The following is a 15,510-nucleotide window of genomic DNA, read 5'->3' on the forward strand; positions in this document are numbered from 1 at the left end:
TGTGACTTCCGGGAGATCCGTTCGTTGGCGTGTTCATGCTGCGGGGAGATCTTACGAACGAGGAGTGGACCCGGCTGAAACCGCATCTGCCGAAGTCCGGGGAGCGCGGCGGGATCTGCCTATGCGCTTTGGGAACTGGAAGACCGTGTACGAACGGCACAGACGCTGGTCGGCGGACGGCACGTGGGACAAGCTCTTCGCGTCCGTCCCGGCCGACGCCGACGCGGAAGGCCGCATCGACTGGTCCATGGTGAGCGTGGATTCCACGTCGATCTGCACCCGGTGGCCGGGCAGTTGCTTCTCGTACCGATTCCACCGGCGGTCGTGGCGCTTGTAGCGCTGTGAAGCCGGCAGGCAGCCCATGTCCGGGCGGTTCAGGATGCGCCACACTCCTGATCTGCTGATGGTGACGTCGTGGTACCGCTTGAGGTACACGGCGCTCTTCTCGCGGCCGAAGTGGTAGGTCTGAGGCAGATAAATGATCTTCCCGACCACTTCGACGTGCGTAGCGTTGGGGCTGTGCTTGGGTGCCTCTCGACGTGGCGTATGACCGCCAGGTGCCGCTTGGTCTCACGGTCAAACGGCGGGGTGGTGGACGTGGACTTCGACATGGAGATCTCCGTAGTGATCAGAGACCCAGGTGTCAATGGTGATCGTCAGTTTTAGAAAGTGCTGGTCGACGACCACCGTGGCCCGCGCGACGGCGCGTCATGACCAGCGGGGCAGGCGGCAGCCGCTGCGGGCCGCCAAGCCCTTCGATCCACCGCAACACAAGCCGTCTAGACTCTCCCCCCAGCGGCTCGCACGACTGGCCGAGAGCGGGCAATTCCCGCCAGACCCGGAGGGTATTCGGCGCTTTGATACGGATAGATTCAGTCACCAAGCGGTACCCGGACGGCACGGTGGCGGTCGACCGGCTCTCGTTGGAGATTCCCGACCGCTCGATCACCGTCCTCGTCGGGCCCTCGGGCTGCGGGAAGACGACGACCCTGCGCATGATCAACCGGATGGTCGAGCCGAGCGAGGGGACCATCCTCCTCGACGGCAAGGACATCACGCAGCAGCCCGTGAACACGCTGCGCCGGTCCATGGGGTACGTCATCCAGAACGCCGGTCTCTTCCAGCACCGCACGATCGTCGACAACATCGCCACCGTGCCCCGCATGCTGGGCTGGGGCAAGGAGAAGGCGCGGGCCCGGGCCACGGAACTGATGGAGCGGGTGGGGCTCGACGCCACGCTCGCCAAGCGGTACCCGTACCAGCTCTCCGGCGGCCAGCAGCAGCGCGTCGGTGTGGCACGCGCCCTGGCCGCCGATCCGCCGGTGCTGCTCATGGACGAGCCGTTCTCCGCCGTCGACCCCGTCGTCCGCAAGGGTCTGCAGGATGAACTCCTGCGCATTCAGGACGAGTTGGGCAAGACGATCGTCTTCGTCACGCACGACATCGACGAGGCCGTCAAGATCGGCACGATGGTCGCCGTGATGCGTACCGGCGGCAAGCTCGCCCAGTTCGCGCCGCCCGCCGAGCTGCTGTCGCATCCCGCGGACGAGTTCGTCGAGGACTTCCTCGGCGCGGACCGCGGCATCCGGCGGCTGTCCTTCTTCCCCTCCGCCGGTCTGGAGCTGCAGACCGCGCCGATCGTCGCGGTCGACTCGACCGCCGAGCAGATCGCCACCCGTGACACGTCCGCGGCCCCCTACCTCCTGGTGACGGATCTGGAGGGCAGGCCCCTCGGCTGGGGCGAGCCGGACCGGCTGACCGCCGGGGACATCAGGGCGGAGCAACTCCTCTCCCACGGGCGGCCGTTCGTCGCCGGGACCGACTCGCTGCGGGCCGCCCTGGACTGCGCGGTGCTCTCGCCCACCGGCTGGGCGGTCGCCGTGGACGCCGAGGGCCGGGCCGCCGGGGTGGTCTCCCAGCAGACCATCGCCGAGGCGATCCGCGGCGCCCACGCCGAAGGACGCGAGGCCGAGCAGGCCGCCCGCGCCACCCAGGTCACCAAGGCCGTCGGATGAGCGGCTTCTTCGACATCCCCAGCGACCTCCAGCACAGCTGGCTCGGCCTGATCGGCCTGCATCTGCGCGAGGCCCTGCTGCCGGTCCTGTTCGGGCTGGTGTGCGCGCTGCCGCTGGCCCAGCTGTGCGTGCGGTTCCGCTGGCTGTACCCGCCCGTGCTGTGGGTGACGACCGTGCTGTACGCCATCCCCTCGCTGGCCTTCTTCGTCGTCCTCATCGACTACACCGGCCAGACCGAGCTCACCGTGATGATCCCGCTGGGCGTCTACAGCCTGGTGGTGCTGGTCCCGGCGATCGTGGACGGTGTGCGGTCGGTGCCGCAGGAGACCCTGGCCGCCGCCACCGCCATGGGCTTCGGGCCCGTACGCCGCTACGTCCAGGTGCAGCTGCCGATCGCGGTGCCCGCCATCATCGCGGGACTGCGTATCGCGGTCGTCTCCAGCGTCAGCCTCGTCAGCGTCGGCACTCTCATCGGCAACCAGGGCGCGCTCGGCAACCTGCTCGCCGACGCGATGTTCTACCACCGGTCCGAACTCGCCGTGAACTCCGTGGTCACCACGGCCGTCCTGGCGATCGTCCTGGATGCCCTGCTGGTGGGCCTGCGGGTGCTGCTGACGCCGTGGATGCCGAGCGGCTCCCGCCGGAGGAAACCGAAGGCGGCCGTGGCCCGGCCCGAACCGGCCACACTCGCCCTGGAGGATGCGGTCAAGTGAACGTCCTGCACTTCATCAACGCGTTCTTCAGCGACGGCGCCCACTGGAAGGGCTACGACGGCATCCCCACCCGGCTGGGCGAGCACGTCGGCTACTCCGTCCTCGCGCTCGCCATCGCCGCCGCGATCGGCCTCCCCGTCGGCCTGCTGACCGGGCACACCGGCCGCGGCGGCAACGCGCTGGCGTCCATCGCCACCGCCGCCCGCGCCCTGCCCAGCTTCGGTCTGCTGGTGCTGATGTTCGTCATCCTCGGCCTCGGCCTGCTGCCGGTGATGATCCCGCTGGTCGTTCTCGCCATCCCGCCGATCCTGGTCACCACCTACGAGGCGATGCGTTCCGTCGACCCGTCCCCGGTGGACGCGGCCCGCGGCATGGGCATGCACGAGTCCCGCATCCTGTTCCAGGTGGAGCTGCCCGTCGCCCTCCCGCTGATCCTCAGCGGCCTGCGCTCGGCGGCCATCCAGATCGTCTCGACGGCCACCATCGCCGCGTACGTCTCCCTCGGCGGCCTCGGCCGGTACATCGTCGACGGTCTCTACCAGCGCAACTACGAGAAGGTCGTCGGCGGCGCCACCCTGGTCGCCGCGATGGCACTGGTGACGCTCGGACTGTTCTGGGCGCTGAACCGGTTCGTGGTGTCGCCTGGAGTACGCCGCAGCGGCTGATCTCCCGCACGCGCACGCACGCGGGCCCGGGACACACCGTCCCGGGCCCGTTTGCCGTCTCTCAGCCCTCGGTACGGGCCAGTGCCTGTTCCAGTACGACGAGCAGGGCGTCGCGCACCGAGCCGCGCTCGCGGGCGTCGAACACCACCAGTGGGACACGGTCGTTGACGTCGAGCGCCCAGCGGACCTCCTCCAGGGTGTGCTCCACCCTGCCGTCGAAGGCGTTGACGGCCACCGCGAACGGGATCTGCTTGTGCTCGAAGTAGTCGACGGCGGCGTAGCAGTCGTCGAGGCGGCGGGTGTCCACGATGACGAGACCGCCGAGCGCGCCCTCGACGAGGTCGTCCCACATGAACCCGAACCGCTCCTGCCCGGGCGTGCCGAACAGGTACAGCTTCAGGGTCGGGTCGATGGTGATGCAGCCGAAGTCCATGGCGACCGTGGTCGTGGTCTTGCGGGGGGTGTGGCTGAGGTCGTCCACGCCCGCCGCGACCTCGGTGATCGCGGCCTCGGTGGTCAGCGGCTCGATCTCGGAGATCGAACCCACGGCGGTGGTCTTGCCCACGCCGAAGCCGCCCGCGATCACCATCTTGACCGGCAGGGGTGGTCTTACGGCGGCCTGCGCGGCCGCGGGGCGGATGGCCGGTTCAGTCGGTGTCACGGGGAACCCCTCGGGAGTCGGGGATGGCCCGCAGGCCATCGATAACCCTTCGCAGGACGGACGCGTCGCGAATGACGCCGGTGTCGGGCACGTGCACCGTCAGCTGCCCCGCCGCGCGCAGGTCCTCCGCGAGGATGCGGACCACGTTGAGGTGCAGCCGCAGCCGGGCCGCGATCTCCGCGATGGACTGCGGCTGCCGGCAGGCGGCGACGATGTCGTGCTGTTCGAAGGAGAGCCGGTCGAGCACCTCGAGTCCCTCGGCGGTGGCCACCACCTGGGTCTCGACGGGCATCGTCCGGCCGTTCGCGCTGGGTGCCACCCGGCCGGCGGTGACCAGGAACGGCCGTACGGCGGGAACGGGGCCGGCCGGGTCCGGACCCGGGGGTGTTTCCGCCATGGGTTGTGTCTTTCTCCTCGGCCGGGCGGCGCCCGGTCAGCGCTTCGAAGCGACGCCGACGCTGTTCTTCAGTTCGAGCACGAGCTGCGGGCTGAGCGCGGCACCGGCCCGGTTGGCGAACAGCGTCATCTCGTACGCGATGTTGCCGAGCTTGGCCTCCTTGTCGGTGACCACGCCGAGAACGGCGCCGCTGCCGATCGCCGAGACCAGCACATGGCCGCCCTCCAGATCGATGATGACCTTGTTGAGGCCGCCCAGGCCGTAGTTGCCGGAGGCCCCGGCGGCCAGGCTGGTGATGCCGGAGACGATCGCCGCGAGCCGCTCGGAGTCGGCGTGCTCGCGCAGCTCGGACACGGCGATGAGCAGCCCGTCGGAGGAGACGGCGATGGCGTCGACGACGCCCGCCGTCTCGGTGGCGAAACGATTCAACAGCCAGGTGAAGTCGGCTGCCGCGGCCTGCAGTTCGGCCGGCGTGTTGCCTCGGGCCGGAGTGTCACCTGTCGACGTGCTCACTGCTCCGCTCCTTCCGGGGAGTGGTGGTGCTGGTGGTGGTGCTGGTGCGGGGGGTCGGGTGCGGGTCCGCCGGCGCGGGGCACGGGGGGCGGGGTGGTGACGGTGTCCTCGTCGGGAAGGGTCCGGTGCGTGCCCGTGTCCTCGGCCTCGCTGTCGCGGTGGGCGCGCTCCACGGCCGCCTCGAACTCGTCGAGCGCGGCCCGTACGGCGTCCGCGTCGGCGGGCCGGGGCGCGGACCGGCGCGCGACCTGCTGATCGGAGTCGGCCCCGAACGTCGTACGCAGGGTCGCTCCCCGGACGCGGCGACGCAGGGGGCGCGCTCCGTCACCACCCGGGAACGGGCCCGCGGGCACCGGCCCTTCGGCGACGGCCGACGGTACGGATGCCGTCTCACCGCCGCGGGCACGGGGGATGAAGGGGGCGTCGGAGCCGTCGGCGTGGTCGGTGCGGGACGGTTCGCCGCCCGGGGTGGCGGACGTGCCGGAGGCGGCCGCGGTGATGTCCGGGCCGGGCGTGGCCGGGGCGAGCGGGCCGGAGCCGGCCGCTGCGGCCGGGGCGCCGGGGGTGGCGGAGCCGTGGGCCGAGCCGGGGGACGACGCGCCGGTCGGCCCGTTGTCGCGCTGGGGCACTCTGCGGGGGAGCGGGGCCGGGCCGTCGTGGGATGTGCCGGCGGGCCGTGCGTCGGCCGCGCTCGGGTGGCCGGTCGAGGCCGGCGTCGAGCCTCCGGCTTCCGCCGTGTACGGGAGCGACTCCGCGTAGGAACTCGTGTATGAGACCGAGCCGGCGGCAGAGCCGGCATCGACACCGGAGCCGACACCTGAGCCGGAGCCGACACCTGAGCCGGTACCCGCACCGAGGGGCGAGCCCGGGAGAGACGCCGTACCCGAGCCTGACCCGGCTGCCGCACCCGCGCCCGAAACCGTGGCCGAGCCCGCGCCGCTCCCCGTGAGCCCGGTGTCCGAGTCCCCGGAGCCCACCGCCTCCCTCTTCGCCGAAGCTCCCGACGCGGCCACCGTCACCGGGCTCATCGTCAGCAGCAAGGAGGACGGGATGATGACCTCGGCCGTGACGCCGCCCCCCGGGGTGCGGGACAACGTGACGCCCACCTCCCAGCGGCGGGCCAGCGTGCCGACCACGAACAGGCCGAGGACCTTCGTCGGGACGACGTCGAGGCGTTCGCGGCGGATCAGGCGGGCGTTCTCCTCGGCGAGCCGTTCCGCGCTCATCCCGAGCCCGTGGTCGGCGACCACGACCAGCGCACCCTCCGCGCTGTCGCTGACCGTCACCTCGACGGGGCTGCCGACGGGCGAGAACGACACGGCGTTCTCGACCAGTTCGGCCACCATCAGCGTGAGGTCGCCGATGATGTCGGGCTCGACCATGACCTCGGTCGCGGCCCGCAGGTGCACTCGCTGGAAGCCCTCGATCTGGCCCAGCGCGGCCCGTACGACGTTGGTGAGCGCGAGCGGTCCGGAGTCGAGGACCGTCTCGCGGATGCCGGCGAGCAGCATCAGGCTGTCCGCGTTGCGGCGCAGCCGGACCGCGATGTGGTCGATGGAGTACAGCCGTTCCAGCAGCGCGGGGTCGGTCTCGCCCCGTTCCACCGCGTCGATCAGCGCGAGCTGCCGCGTGGTGAGGTTGCTGACCCGGCGGCCCACGTTGCCGAACATCTCGGCGACGTTGCGCCGGCTGAGCACCTGCCGCTCCAGCAGCGCGGCGGCGGTGGTCTGGACGTGGTTGAAGGCCTCGGCGAGGTCGCCGATCTCGTCCTCGGCGGTCACCGGCACCTCGCGCAGCCGCGGCGGCGCGGTGTCCTCGGCGTCGTCGTCGGCGACCCGGGCGAGCTCACGCCCGGCGACGTCGGCGACCTGCCGTGCGGCACCGGTCAGCGCCTGCACCGGGCGCACCACGGAGCGCCGTACGACGACCGCGAAGGCGATCCACACGGCGAAGCCGAACAGCGCCAGACCCAGCAGCAGTCCCGCGCGCCAGGCGGCCTCGCTGGAGGCGGCCTCGGCGCGGTCGGCGATCTGGCCGATGAGGGACGCGGTGATCCGCAGCCGGGTCTCCGACTGGAGCCGGTAGTCGGGGTAGGAGCCGAGCGCCTCGGTGAAGGCCTCGCGGATCTGCGTGGGCGTCGAGGCCTGCAGGTTGCCCGGGTCGATCTGGAGCTCGGCGTAGTGCCGGCCGATGGTGGCCTGCGCGCTGTTGTGTTCGATCCCGCCCAGCTCGTCCGCCTGGGCCTCGGTCGCGAACCGGGCGAAGCGGTCGGCCTGCTGGTTGTACTCGTTCTCGAAGCCGACCGCGCCGATGAACTCGATCTGGGCGTTGCTGTCACCGGTGCGCGCGGAGAAGACGGCCGTCTCGAAGGCGCTGTGGGCGGCGTCGGCGCGCAGCAGGGAGTCGAGCAGGTTGCCGGTGAAGGTGCCGGCGAGGGCCTCGTTGTGGTCCAGGCCGAGGCCGTCGATGAGGCCCTCGGAGGCGTTGGTGTAGGCCGGGTCGATGTTGTCGGCGGGCAGATAGCCCTGCTCGATGGTGGCGCGCAGACTCGACAGGCCGTTGATCTCCCGCAGTGCCTGCGCCTCGGTGTCCGGCAGCCGGTCGCCGAAGGCGTCGCGTACTTTCGCGGCCTGCAGGTCGACCGCGGCCTGCGCCTTGCGGTAGTCGCCGGAGGAGGGGCGGGCCCCCGCGGACGCGGCCTCGTGCCGTACGGACAGCAGGATGGCCTGCTGGTGCTCGGTCTCCACCCGGTCGACCAGCTCCGCGACCTGCGCGCTGTCCCGGACCAACTGGGCGGCGGAGTCCGCGTCCCGGGCCTGGCCCACCTGGTCGGCGATCAGATAGGCGAGCAGCACGGCCACCACGGCCAGCGGCACACCGACCAGGACGTTGAGTTTGCGGCGGAACGTCCAGCGGTCCGCGAACGCCCGTAGTCGCCGTACGCCCCGTACGGCGGATGCGTCACCCCGGGCCGACGGCGGTGCCGGCTGGGCAGCTGCGCCCACCTCGGTCGTGGACACCTGGCCTCCTTCGTGGGTGTCTTACGGCGCGCGAAGAACTACACGTGACCGCTTCTGATCGATGCGGGGCGGTGTGGTGTGGGACTAGAGACATAGGACCAGAGACATAGGACCAGAAATTTGGGACCAGAGACACTAGACAACACCGATGCGGCCCCCGCACGCCACTGTGACCGGCGCCAACTTCCGCGAGACTACAGCCTCGTCCATCGCCCGATCGTGCCCCCCTGCGTCAAGAATCCATCACGACTCGTCCACGGTGGGCGGGTTCGGTGGCGATCCTGTCCGCCTTCCCTTCACGACCGATCAGGTATTGAGGCCAATCGGTGACCAGGCTGCTCTTGACTGACCAAGAACCCGCTGGATTGGATCAGCGCAAGAGCTTCCGAGCAACCCCCAGAGTCCGGAACGGAAATCGTGACTTCCTACGCCGCACACAGCAGGCCCCTCAGGAGACGAACCGGCGTGGCCGCCCTCGCGCTCGCCGCCGCCACTGCCCTGCTGGCGGGATGTTCCTCCTCCTCCGACGACAAGTCCGACCCGCTCGCCGAGAACACCGCGAAGGGCGGCACGGTCGTCGTCGGCTCCAACAACTTCCCCGAGAGCATCCTGATCGCCGACATCTACGGCGAGGCCCTGAAGGCCAAGGGCATCGAGGTCTCCTACAAGCCGAACATCGGCAGCCGGGAGACCACCTACGGCCTGCTGAAGAACGGCTCTGTGACGGTACTTCCGGAGTACAACGGCTCGCTGCTCGCCTACCTGGACCCGAAGGCGGAGCAGAAGTCGGCGGCGGCCGTGAACGCCACCGCGAAGGCCAAGCTCGACCCGAAGCTGACGCTGCTGGAGTCGGCGCCCGCCGAGGACAAGGACTCCGTCAGCCTCAACGTCGAGACCGCGAAGCAGTACAACCTGACCGGGCAGTCCACGCTCGCGGACCTCAAGGCCATCGCCCCGAAGCTGACCATCGGCGGTTCGCCGGAGTTCCAGACCCGGCAGCAGGGCCTGGTGGGTCTTCAGTCGGAGTACGGCCTGAAGTTCAAGTCCTTCAAGGCGCTGGACGCGGGCGGCCCGCTGACCCAGGCGGCGCTGACGAAGAACACCGTGCAGGCCGCGGACATCTTCACGACGGACCCGACCATCGTCAAGGAGAAGTTCGTCGTCCTCCAGGACCCGAAGAACCTCTTCGGCTTCGCGAACGTGACCCCGCTGGTGTACAAGTCCGGCCTCTCCCAGGAGGGCGTCGCCGCCCTCAACGAGGTCTCGGCCAAGCTGGACACGAAGTCGCTGCTGGACATGGACTCCAAGGTGCAGCTCGAGAACAAGGACCCGCTCGACGTCGCCAAGGCCTGGCTGAAGTCGGCCGGCCTGAGCTGACGTCCGCACCTTGGACGCGACGGCTGACGGACCGGCGCGGGTGCCCTCACCGGCGGGGGGCACCCGCGCCGTCCTCGACGGCACCACGCTCGACGTCGGCACCCTCGTACGCCTCGCGGACGGCGCCGCCGACGCCGTCGTCCCTGTCCTGCCGGCCGAGGCCCGCGTCCGGGCGGAGCGGTCGTGGCACACCGGCCGGCGCCTCGCCGCCACCGGGCGCCTCTACGGGCGCGGCACCGGCGTCGGCGCCCACCGGTCGGTGCCGGTCACCACGGACGACGAGCGCCGGCACGGCCTGCGGCTGCTGCGCAGCCACGCCGGCGGCGCCGGAGCGCTGCTGCCGGCCCGCCAGGTACGGGCGATGCTCGCGGTCCGCGCCAACCAGCTCCTCGCCGGCGGCTCCGGCATCCAGCCCGCCTTCGTCGACGCGCTCGTCGCGGCACTGCGGCTCGGTGTGCACCCCGCGGTCAACGAGTACGGCGGCCTCGGCACCGCCGACCTGACCGCCCTGGCCCAGACCGGTCTCACCCTGATCGGCGAGTCCCCCTGGCTCGGAGACCTCGGGCAGGGTCTGCCGACCCCCGTCACACCGGAGCCCGGCGACACACTCGCCCTCCTCAGCAGCAACGCCCTCACCCTCGGCCAGGCCGCCCTCGCCTGCCACGGCCTCGACGTCCTGCTGCGGGCCTCGCACGCCGTGACGGCCCTGTCCCTGGTCGCGGTCTCCGGCTCACCGGAGGCCTACGCCGCCCCCGTGCACGCCTTGCGCCCCTACCCCGGTCCGGCCAGGGCCGCGGCGGAGATACGGCGGCTCCTGGACCGCGTACCGCCGGCACCCCGCCGGATCCAGGACCCGTTCGGCTTCCGTGCCTTCCCGCAGGCGCACGGCTGTGCCCTGGACGCCGCCGACGCGCTCCGGCGGATCGTCGAGGTCGAGATCAACTGCCCGTCGGAGAACCCGCTGATGGCCCCCGACGGCACGGCCGCCTACCACCACGGCGGCTTCTACGCCGCGCCCCTCGGCCTCGCCCTGGACGGTCTCAACCTGGCCGTACTGCAGACCGCGCAGCTCTCCGTCGCCCGCCTGGCCGCGCTCGGCCGCTCCGACCTCACCGGCCTGCCCCCGTACCTCACGGCGGGCCCGGCGAGCAGCTCGGGCACGATGATCCTGGAGTACACCGCCAACTCGGCCCTCGCCGACCTCCGCTCATGCGCCACTCCCGCCTCTGCCGGTCACGCGGTCGTGTCCCAGGGCCTGGAGGAGGCGGCCAGCTTCGCCTCCCAGGCGGCCCGCCAGACCCTGCGCGCGACGGCGGCCTACGGCACGGTCCTGGCCTGCGAACTCGTCACCGCCGTACGGGCCGTGCGCATGCTCGCCGCGCCCCCGAACCTCGCCCCCTTCACCCTGGCCGCCGCCGCCCTGCCCTCCGGCACCGAGGACCGTCCGCTGGCGGGAGACGTGACGGCGGCGACGGAACTGCTGCCGGCGCTGGCGGAGTTGTAGGCGGAGCGCGCTCCCGTCGTCTCGGCCGGTGCCGAGAACCACGGCGGTAGCCGGTTCAGTGGTGGACCCTGAACCCCGGCGGTAGGCGGTTCAGTGGTGGACCCCCGTGCCGAGTTCGGCCCGGGCCCGTGCCGCCGCGCCGATCGCCACCGCGTCCTGGCCGAGCAGCGCGGGCAGTACCCGCACCGGGTGCCCGCTGACGGGGGGTTCGGTGGTGAGCGTTCGCCGGATCGCCGGTTCGAGGAGTGACCAGGACCGGCTGACGCCGCCGCCGACGACGAAGGTCGTGACATCCAGCAGGCCCGCCGTCATCAGCAGCGCCCGGGCCACCGCGGCGCCCGCACCCTCGTACACGGCGAGCGCCTCCGGATCGTCCGCGCCCGCCGCCCCCGCCACCTCCCGCGCGCTCAGCGAACGGCCGGTGCGCTCCCCGTAACGGGCCTCGATCGCCCGCCCCGACGCCAGCGTCTCCAGGTGTCCCCGGCCGCCGCAGGTGCACGGCAGCCCGCCGAAGCCCGGCACATGCCCGATCTCACCCGCCGCGCCGTGCGGTCCGTCGTACAGCGCCCCGTCCAGCCACAGCGCCCCGCCCACCCCCGTGCCCAGCGTCATTCCGAGCACATGCGGCTCGCCGGCGACCGCGCCGGCCGCCGTCTCGCCGCGCAGGAACGCGTTGACGTCGTTGTCCAGGAACGCGGGCACGCCCAGTGCCTCCTCGACCGCGGCCGTCACCGCGAACCCGGCCCAGCCGCGGAAGGAGTCGCTGGCCACCAGGACCCGCCCGGCCCGCGCGTCCACCACCCCGGCCGCGCCGACCCCGACCCCGAGCAGCCGTACGCCCGACGCCCGTTCCAGCAGCAGGCGTACGGCGTCCAGGGCGGCCCCGACCATCGCCGTGCCGCCCTCGGCCGCCGGGGTCGGCACCTCCAGCCGGTCGACGACGGTCAAGTCCTCCTCGCACAACGCCACATGGGTCGTGGTCCCCCCGATGTCGACACCGGCGACCGTGTGCGTCACGCGGTGGCCCCCGCCCGGTCCGCCGCCCGCCGACGCCGTTGCAGCACCGGGTCCGGTACCGGTACGGCGGCGATGAGCCGGCGTGTGTACTCCGTCTCCGGGTGCAGCAGGGTGGACATGGTCGGCCCCTGTTCCTCCACTCGGCCCGCGCGCATCACGACGACCCGCTGGGCGAACTCCTGCACCACGGCCAGGTCGTGCGACACGAACAGGCAGGCGAACCCCAACTCGCGCCGCAACTCGGCGATCACCTCCAGAACCGTCCGCTGCACACTCACGTCGAGCGCGCTCGTCGGCTCGTCCGCCACCAGCAGCCGCGGCCGCAGCACCAGCGCCCGGGCGAGACTCACCCGCTGCCGCTGCCCACCGGACAGCTCACGCGGCCCCCGCCTCGCCAACTCCCTCGGCAGCCGTACGAGTTCGAGCGCGTCGGCGACCCGCTCCCGCCGTTCGGCCGCCGGCATGCCCCGCCGGTGCGTCCGCAACGGCTCGGCCACGCACTCCGCCACACTCATGCGCGCGTCCAGCGAGGCCACCGGATCCTGGAGCACCACGCCCACCCCGGAGAGCAGCGCCCGGCGCGCCCGGCCCCGGGTCCGCCCGAGATCACTCCCGAACAGGGACACCGTGCCGGAGCCCGGCGGGACGAGCCCGAGGGCGACCCTGGCCGCCGTCGACTTGCCCGACCCGGACTCGCCGACCAGCCCGACGGTTTCGCCGGGCCGGACGTCGAGCGACACCCCGTCGAGGGCGCGTACGGCACGCGGGCCCCGGCCGAAGTGCACGGCCACGTCCCGGAGTCGGACCACGGGAGGGGCCGCCCTCTCGTCACCGGCAACCGGAACCGAACCCCTCCCGGCCACCTGGGTGGCTCGTTCCGTGCCGGCTGGGGTGGCCTGCTTCCCGCCGACCGGGGTGGCCCGCTCCGCGTCGGTCTGGGTGGCGCCCTCCCCGTCGGCCGGGGCAGGGTCATCCTCGCCGGCCGGCACAGCCCCCTCCCCGCCCACCTTCAGCCGCGGTACCGCCGCCAGCAGCCGCTGCGTGTACTCGTGCGTCGGGCGCAGCAGGACCTCCTCCACCGACCCGGTCTCCACCACCTCGCCCCGCAGCATCACGGCCACCCGGTCGGCGAAGTCGGCGACCACACCCATGTTGTGCGTGACGAGCAGGACGCCCGTGCCCGAGTCGGCCGCCAACCCCCGTAGCAGGTCGAGGATCTCGGCCTGGACGGTGACGTCGAGCGCGGTGGTCGGCTCGTCCGCGATCAGCAGGCTCGGCGAGTTGGCGATCGCCATGGCGATGACGACCCGCTGCCGCTGCCCGCCCGACAGCTGGAACGGGAACGCGGACGCCCGCCGTTCCGGCTCGGGGATGCCGACCTTGCGCAGGAGTTCCACCGCCTCCCGGGAGGCCTCCGCGCGCGAGGCGGGCCGGTGGTTGCGGATCACTTCCGCGATCTGCCTGCCGATCCGCGTCAGCGGGTCCAGCGCGCTGGCCGGCTCCTGGAAGACCATCGACGCGGTACGGCCGCGCAGCCGCGCCAGTTCCGCCTCACCGGCTCCGACGATCTGGGTACCGTCGACGGTCACCCGCCCCGACACCCGCGCGTTGCCCGGCAGCAGTCCCATCGCGGCGAGCGCCACCGTCGACTTGCCGGACCCGGACTCGCCGACCAGGGCGAGGGTCTCCCCGGGCCGGACGTGCAGCGACACCCCGCCGACGGCGGGCACATCGCCCGTGTCCGTCGTGAAGGTGACCGAGAGGTCCTCGATGCCGAGGATGTTCATGCGCGTCCCCTCACGTCGAAGGCGTCGCGCAGCCCGTCGCCGATCGCGTTGAACGCGCACACGACGAGGATGATCGCGAGACCGGGCGGAACGATCAGCCACCAGCGCCCGGAGTACGCGGCCGTCAGACCGGCCGACAGCATGCCGCCCCAGTCCGTCGACGGCGGCTGGACACCGAGGCCGAGATACGACACGTACGCGACGAGCAGGATCGCGTCGGCGACCTGGAAGGTGGCCGCGACGACGATCGTCGACACCGAGTTGGGCAGGATGTGCCTCAGGATCGCCCGGCCGTGCGTACCGCCGGTCGCGCGCAGCGTCAGCACGTAGTCACGGTTCTTCAGCGTGAGCGTCTCCGCCCGGACCAGCCGCGAGGGGACCAGCCAGGACACCAGGCCGAGGATCACGATCAGACCGAGGGCGCCCGGCGAGGTGATCGCGGAGACCACCAGCAGGATGAACAGCGCGGGGATCGCGATCCCGGCGTCCACGACCCGCATCATCACCGCGTCCACCCAGCCGCCCGCGTACCCCGCGACGGCGCCCCACAGCGTGCCGATGACGGTGGCGAGCAGCCCGGAAGCCAGCCCCACCAGCAGCGAGATCTTCCCGCCGTACATCAGCCGCCCGAGCTCGTCGTGCCCGACGGCGTCGGTGCCGAGCAGATGCGCAGCGCCCGGTGCGAGGTTGACCTGGGTGAGGTCGGTGTGGGTCTGGTCGGTGGAGTACAGCAGCGGACCGACGAAGCAGAACAGCAGGAACAGGACGACCACCGCGAGTCCCGCCACGGCGAGCCTGTTGCGGGCGAACCTGCGCAGGGACAGGCGGTAGCCCGCGACCGGTTCCGCGACGACGGTCGTGTGCAGTACGGCGCTCACGCTCGGCCCGCCTTCACTCGGGGATCGACGATCCGCTGCACGACGTCCGCGAGCAGCGTGCCCACGACCGTCGCGACGGAGATGACGAGGACGCAGCCGAGCAGCACCGGATAGTCGGAGGACTGCGCGGCGGACCAGAACAGCAGCCCCATCCCCGGGTAGTTGAAGAGCTGTTCGACGACGAGCGCGCCGCCGAAGAGGACGGGCACGTAGTAGCCGAGCATCGCCACGACCGGAGTGAGGGAGTTGCGGAAGACGTGCCGGAAGAGAATCGCGCCCTGCCGTGCGCCGCCGGCCCGCGCGGTGCGGACGTAGTCCTCGGACAGGTTCTCCAGGGTCGCCGCCCGCATGTACCGGCTGAACACGGCGATCATCGACGCGGCCCCCGTGACCACCGGCAGCACCAGCGCCGCCGGGTTCGCGAACACCTGGGCCAGCGTGTCCCCTTGCGGTGCCTGGGAGGGGAACCAGCGCAGCGTCTGGGTGAACAGCAGCACCAGGATCAGGCCCAGGAAGTACACGGGCGTGGAGTACGCGACGAAGCTCAGCGTGGTGATGACGTAGTCGGCCGGCTTGTTGCGGCGCACCGCCTGCCACATGCCGAGCGGGATCGCCAGCAGGAGCCCGGCCAGCGCGGACAGGATCGTCAGCACCAGAGTCTTCGGCAGGCGTTGCTCGATCAGCCGGGAGACGGCCTCGTTGAGGGTGTACGACGTTCCGAGGTCACCGTGGACGAGGGTGCCCAGGTAGTAGGCGTACTGCACGGGCAGCGGCCGGTCCAGGCCCTGTTCGTGGTTGAACGCGGCGATCTGCCCGGCCGTCGCCTGCGGGCCGAGTATCCCGCGCGCGGGACCCCCGGGCAGCGCGTGCAACAGGCAGAACACGACGATCGTCACGATCAGGATCACGGCCAGGGCCTGGAGGACCCGCCGGGTCAGGTAGAGAAGCGTGTCCATGTCCGAG

General features: G+C 71.9%; 13 protein-coding genes and 1 pseudogene. 6 read left to right on the plus strand and 8 right to left on the minus strand.

Annotated elements, in window-relative coordinates; translation table 11 throughout:
• Nucleotides 1-35: 35 nt before the first annotated feature.
• From ACIBK3_RS11445 to ACIBK3_RS11460, 4 genes and pseudogenes are all read left to right on the plus strand, one after another.
• Nucleotides 36-271 (plus strand): annotated as a pseudogene (locus ACIBK3_RS11445) (transposase); the annotation flags it as partial.
• A gap of 586 nt (nt 272-857) precedes the next feature.
• A complete protein-coding gene (locus ACIBK3_RS11450; RefSeq protein WP_399364335.1) occupies nt 858-2,015 on the plus strand; it encodes an ABC transporter ATP-binding protein in 1,158 nt (385 codons plus the stop codon).
• Entirely contained in the window at nt 2,012-2,728 is a 717-nt protein-coding gene (locus ACIBK3_RS11455; RefSeq protein ID WP_399364337.1) for an ABC transporter permease, read from the plus strand. Before ACIBK3_RS11450 ends, ACIBK3_RS11455 begins: the two co-directional genes overlap by 4 nt.
• On the plus strand, nt 2,725-3,393 hold the full coding sequence (locus tag ACIBK3_RS11460) for an ABC transporter permease (RefSeq protein ID WP_399364339.1): 669 nt from the start codon (nt 2,725-2,727) through the stop codon (nt 3,391-3,393). The genes ACIBK3_RS11455 and ACIBK3_RS11460 overlap by 4 nt, the downstream gene beginning before the upstream one ends.
• Nucleotides 3,394-3,454: 61 nt before the next feature.
• Here ACIBK3_RS11460 and ACIBK3_RS11465 read toward each other — a convergent pair whose 3' ends face one another.
• From ACIBK3_RS11465 to ACIBK3_RS11480, 4 genes are read right to left on the minus strand one after another with little or no spacing between them, the layout of a single operon-like run.
• A complete protein-coding gene (locus ACIBK3_RS11465) occupies nt 3,455-4,054 on the minus strand; it encodes a GTP-binding protein (RefSeq protein ID WP_399364341.1) in 600 nt (199 codons plus the stop codon).
• Nucleotides 4,041-4,451 carry a DUF742 domain-containing protein gene (locus ACIBK3_RS11470; RefSeq protein ID WP_399364343.1) on the minus strand — a complete coding sequence of 137 codons (411 nt, stop codon included), beginning with the start codon at nt 4,449-4,451 and terminating at the stop codon, nt 4,041-4,043. Before ACIBK3_RS11470 ends, ACIBK3_RS11465 begins: the two co-directional genes overlap by 14 nt.
• A 36-nt stretch (nt 4,452-4,487) precedes the next feature.
• Nucleotides 4,488-4,964 carry a roadblock/LC7 domain-containing protein gene (locus ACIBK3_RS11475; protein ID WP_399364345.1) on the minus strand — a complete coding sequence of 159 codons (477 nt, stop codon included), beginning with the start codon at nt 4,962-4,964 and terminating at the stop codon, nt 4,488-4,490.
• Nucleotides 4,961-7,984, minus strand: coding sequence for an ATP-binding protein (locus ACIBK3_RS11480; RefSeq protein WP_399364347.1), 3,024 nt, complete (start codon nt 7,982-7,984; stop codon nt 4,961-4,963). The genes ACIBK3_RS11475 and ACIBK3_RS11480 overlap by 4 nt, the downstream gene beginning before the upstream one ends.
• 417 nt (nt 7,985-8,401) lie before the next feature.
• Between ACIBK3_RS11480 and ACIBK3_RS11485 the strand changes: the two genes are divergently transcribed.
• Complete coding sequence (locus tag ACIBK3_RS11485) at nt 8,402-9,361, plus strand: ABC transporter substrate-binding protein (RefSeq protein WP_399364349.1); 960 nt, start codon at nt 8,402-8,404, stop codon at nt 9,359-9,361.
• Nucleotides 9,362-9,371: 10 nt separating this feature from the next.
• Nucleotides 9,372-10,865 (plus strand): aromatic amino acid ammonia-lyase, encoded by a 1,494-nt coding sequence (locus tag ACIBK3_RS11490; RefSeq protein ID WP_399364351.1) that lies wholly within the window; start codon nt 9,372-9,374, stop codon nt 10,863-10,865.
• 90 nt (nt 10,866-10,955) lie between these two features.
• Here ACIBK3_RS11490 and ACIBK3_RS11495 read toward each other — a convergent pair whose 3' ends face one another.
• From ACIBK3_RS11495 to ACIBK3_RS11510, 4 genes are read right to left on the minus strand one after another with little or no spacing between them, the layout of a single operon-like run.
• Complete coding sequence (locus ACIBK3_RS11495; protein ID WP_399364353.1) at nt 10,956-11,882, minus strand: ROK family protein; 927 nt, start codon at nt 11,880-11,882, stop codon at nt 10,956-10,958.
• Complete coding sequence (locus ACIBK3_RS11500; protein WP_399364355.1) at nt 11,879-13,669, minus strand: dipeptide ABC transporter ATP-binding protein; 1,791 nt, start codon at nt 13,667-13,669, stop codon at nt 11,879-11,881. The genes ACIBK3_RS11495 and ACIBK3_RS11500 overlap by 4 nt, the downstream gene beginning before the upstream one ends.
• Entirely contained in the window at nt 13,666-14,547 is an 882-nt protein-coding gene (locus tag ACIBK3_RS11505; protein ID WP_399364357.1) for an ABC transporter permease, read from the minus strand. Before ACIBK3_RS11505 ends, ACIBK3_RS11500 begins: the two co-directional genes overlap by 4 nt.
• Nucleotides 14,544-15,503, minus strand: a complete 960-nt coding sequence (locus tag ACIBK3_RS11510) for an ABC transporter permease (protein WP_399364359.1) — start codon at nt 15,501-15,503, stop codon at nt 14,544-14,546. The genes ACIBK3_RS11505 and ACIBK3_RS11510 overlap by 4 nt, the downstream gene beginning before the upstream one ends.
• Nucleotides 15,504-15,510: the final 7 nt, after the last annotated feature.

The organism is Streptomyces sp. NPDC050287 (assembly GCF_044459385.1).
Taxonomy (GTDB): Bacteria; Actinomycetota; Actinomycetes; order Streptomycetales; family Streptomycetaceae; genus Streptomyces.

Coding starts and splice junctions, on each gene's coding strand:
- ACIBK3_RS11510 (WP_399364359.1), bottom strand. CDS start 15,503: ATGGACACGCTTCTCTACCTGACCCGGCGGGTCCTCCAGGCCCTGGCC.
- ACIBK3_RS11455 (WP_399364337.1), top strand. CDS start 2,012: ATGAGCGGCTTCTTCGACATCCCCAGCGACCTCCAGCACAGCTGGCTC.
- ACIBK3_RS11470 (WP_399364343.1), bottom strand. CDS start 4,451: ATGGCGGAAACACCCCCGGGTCCGGACCCGGCCGGCCCCGTTCCCGCC.
- ACIBK3_RS11500 (WP_399364355.1), bottom strand. CDS start 13,669: ATGAACATCCTCGGCATCGAGGACCTCTCGGTCACCTTCACGACGGAC.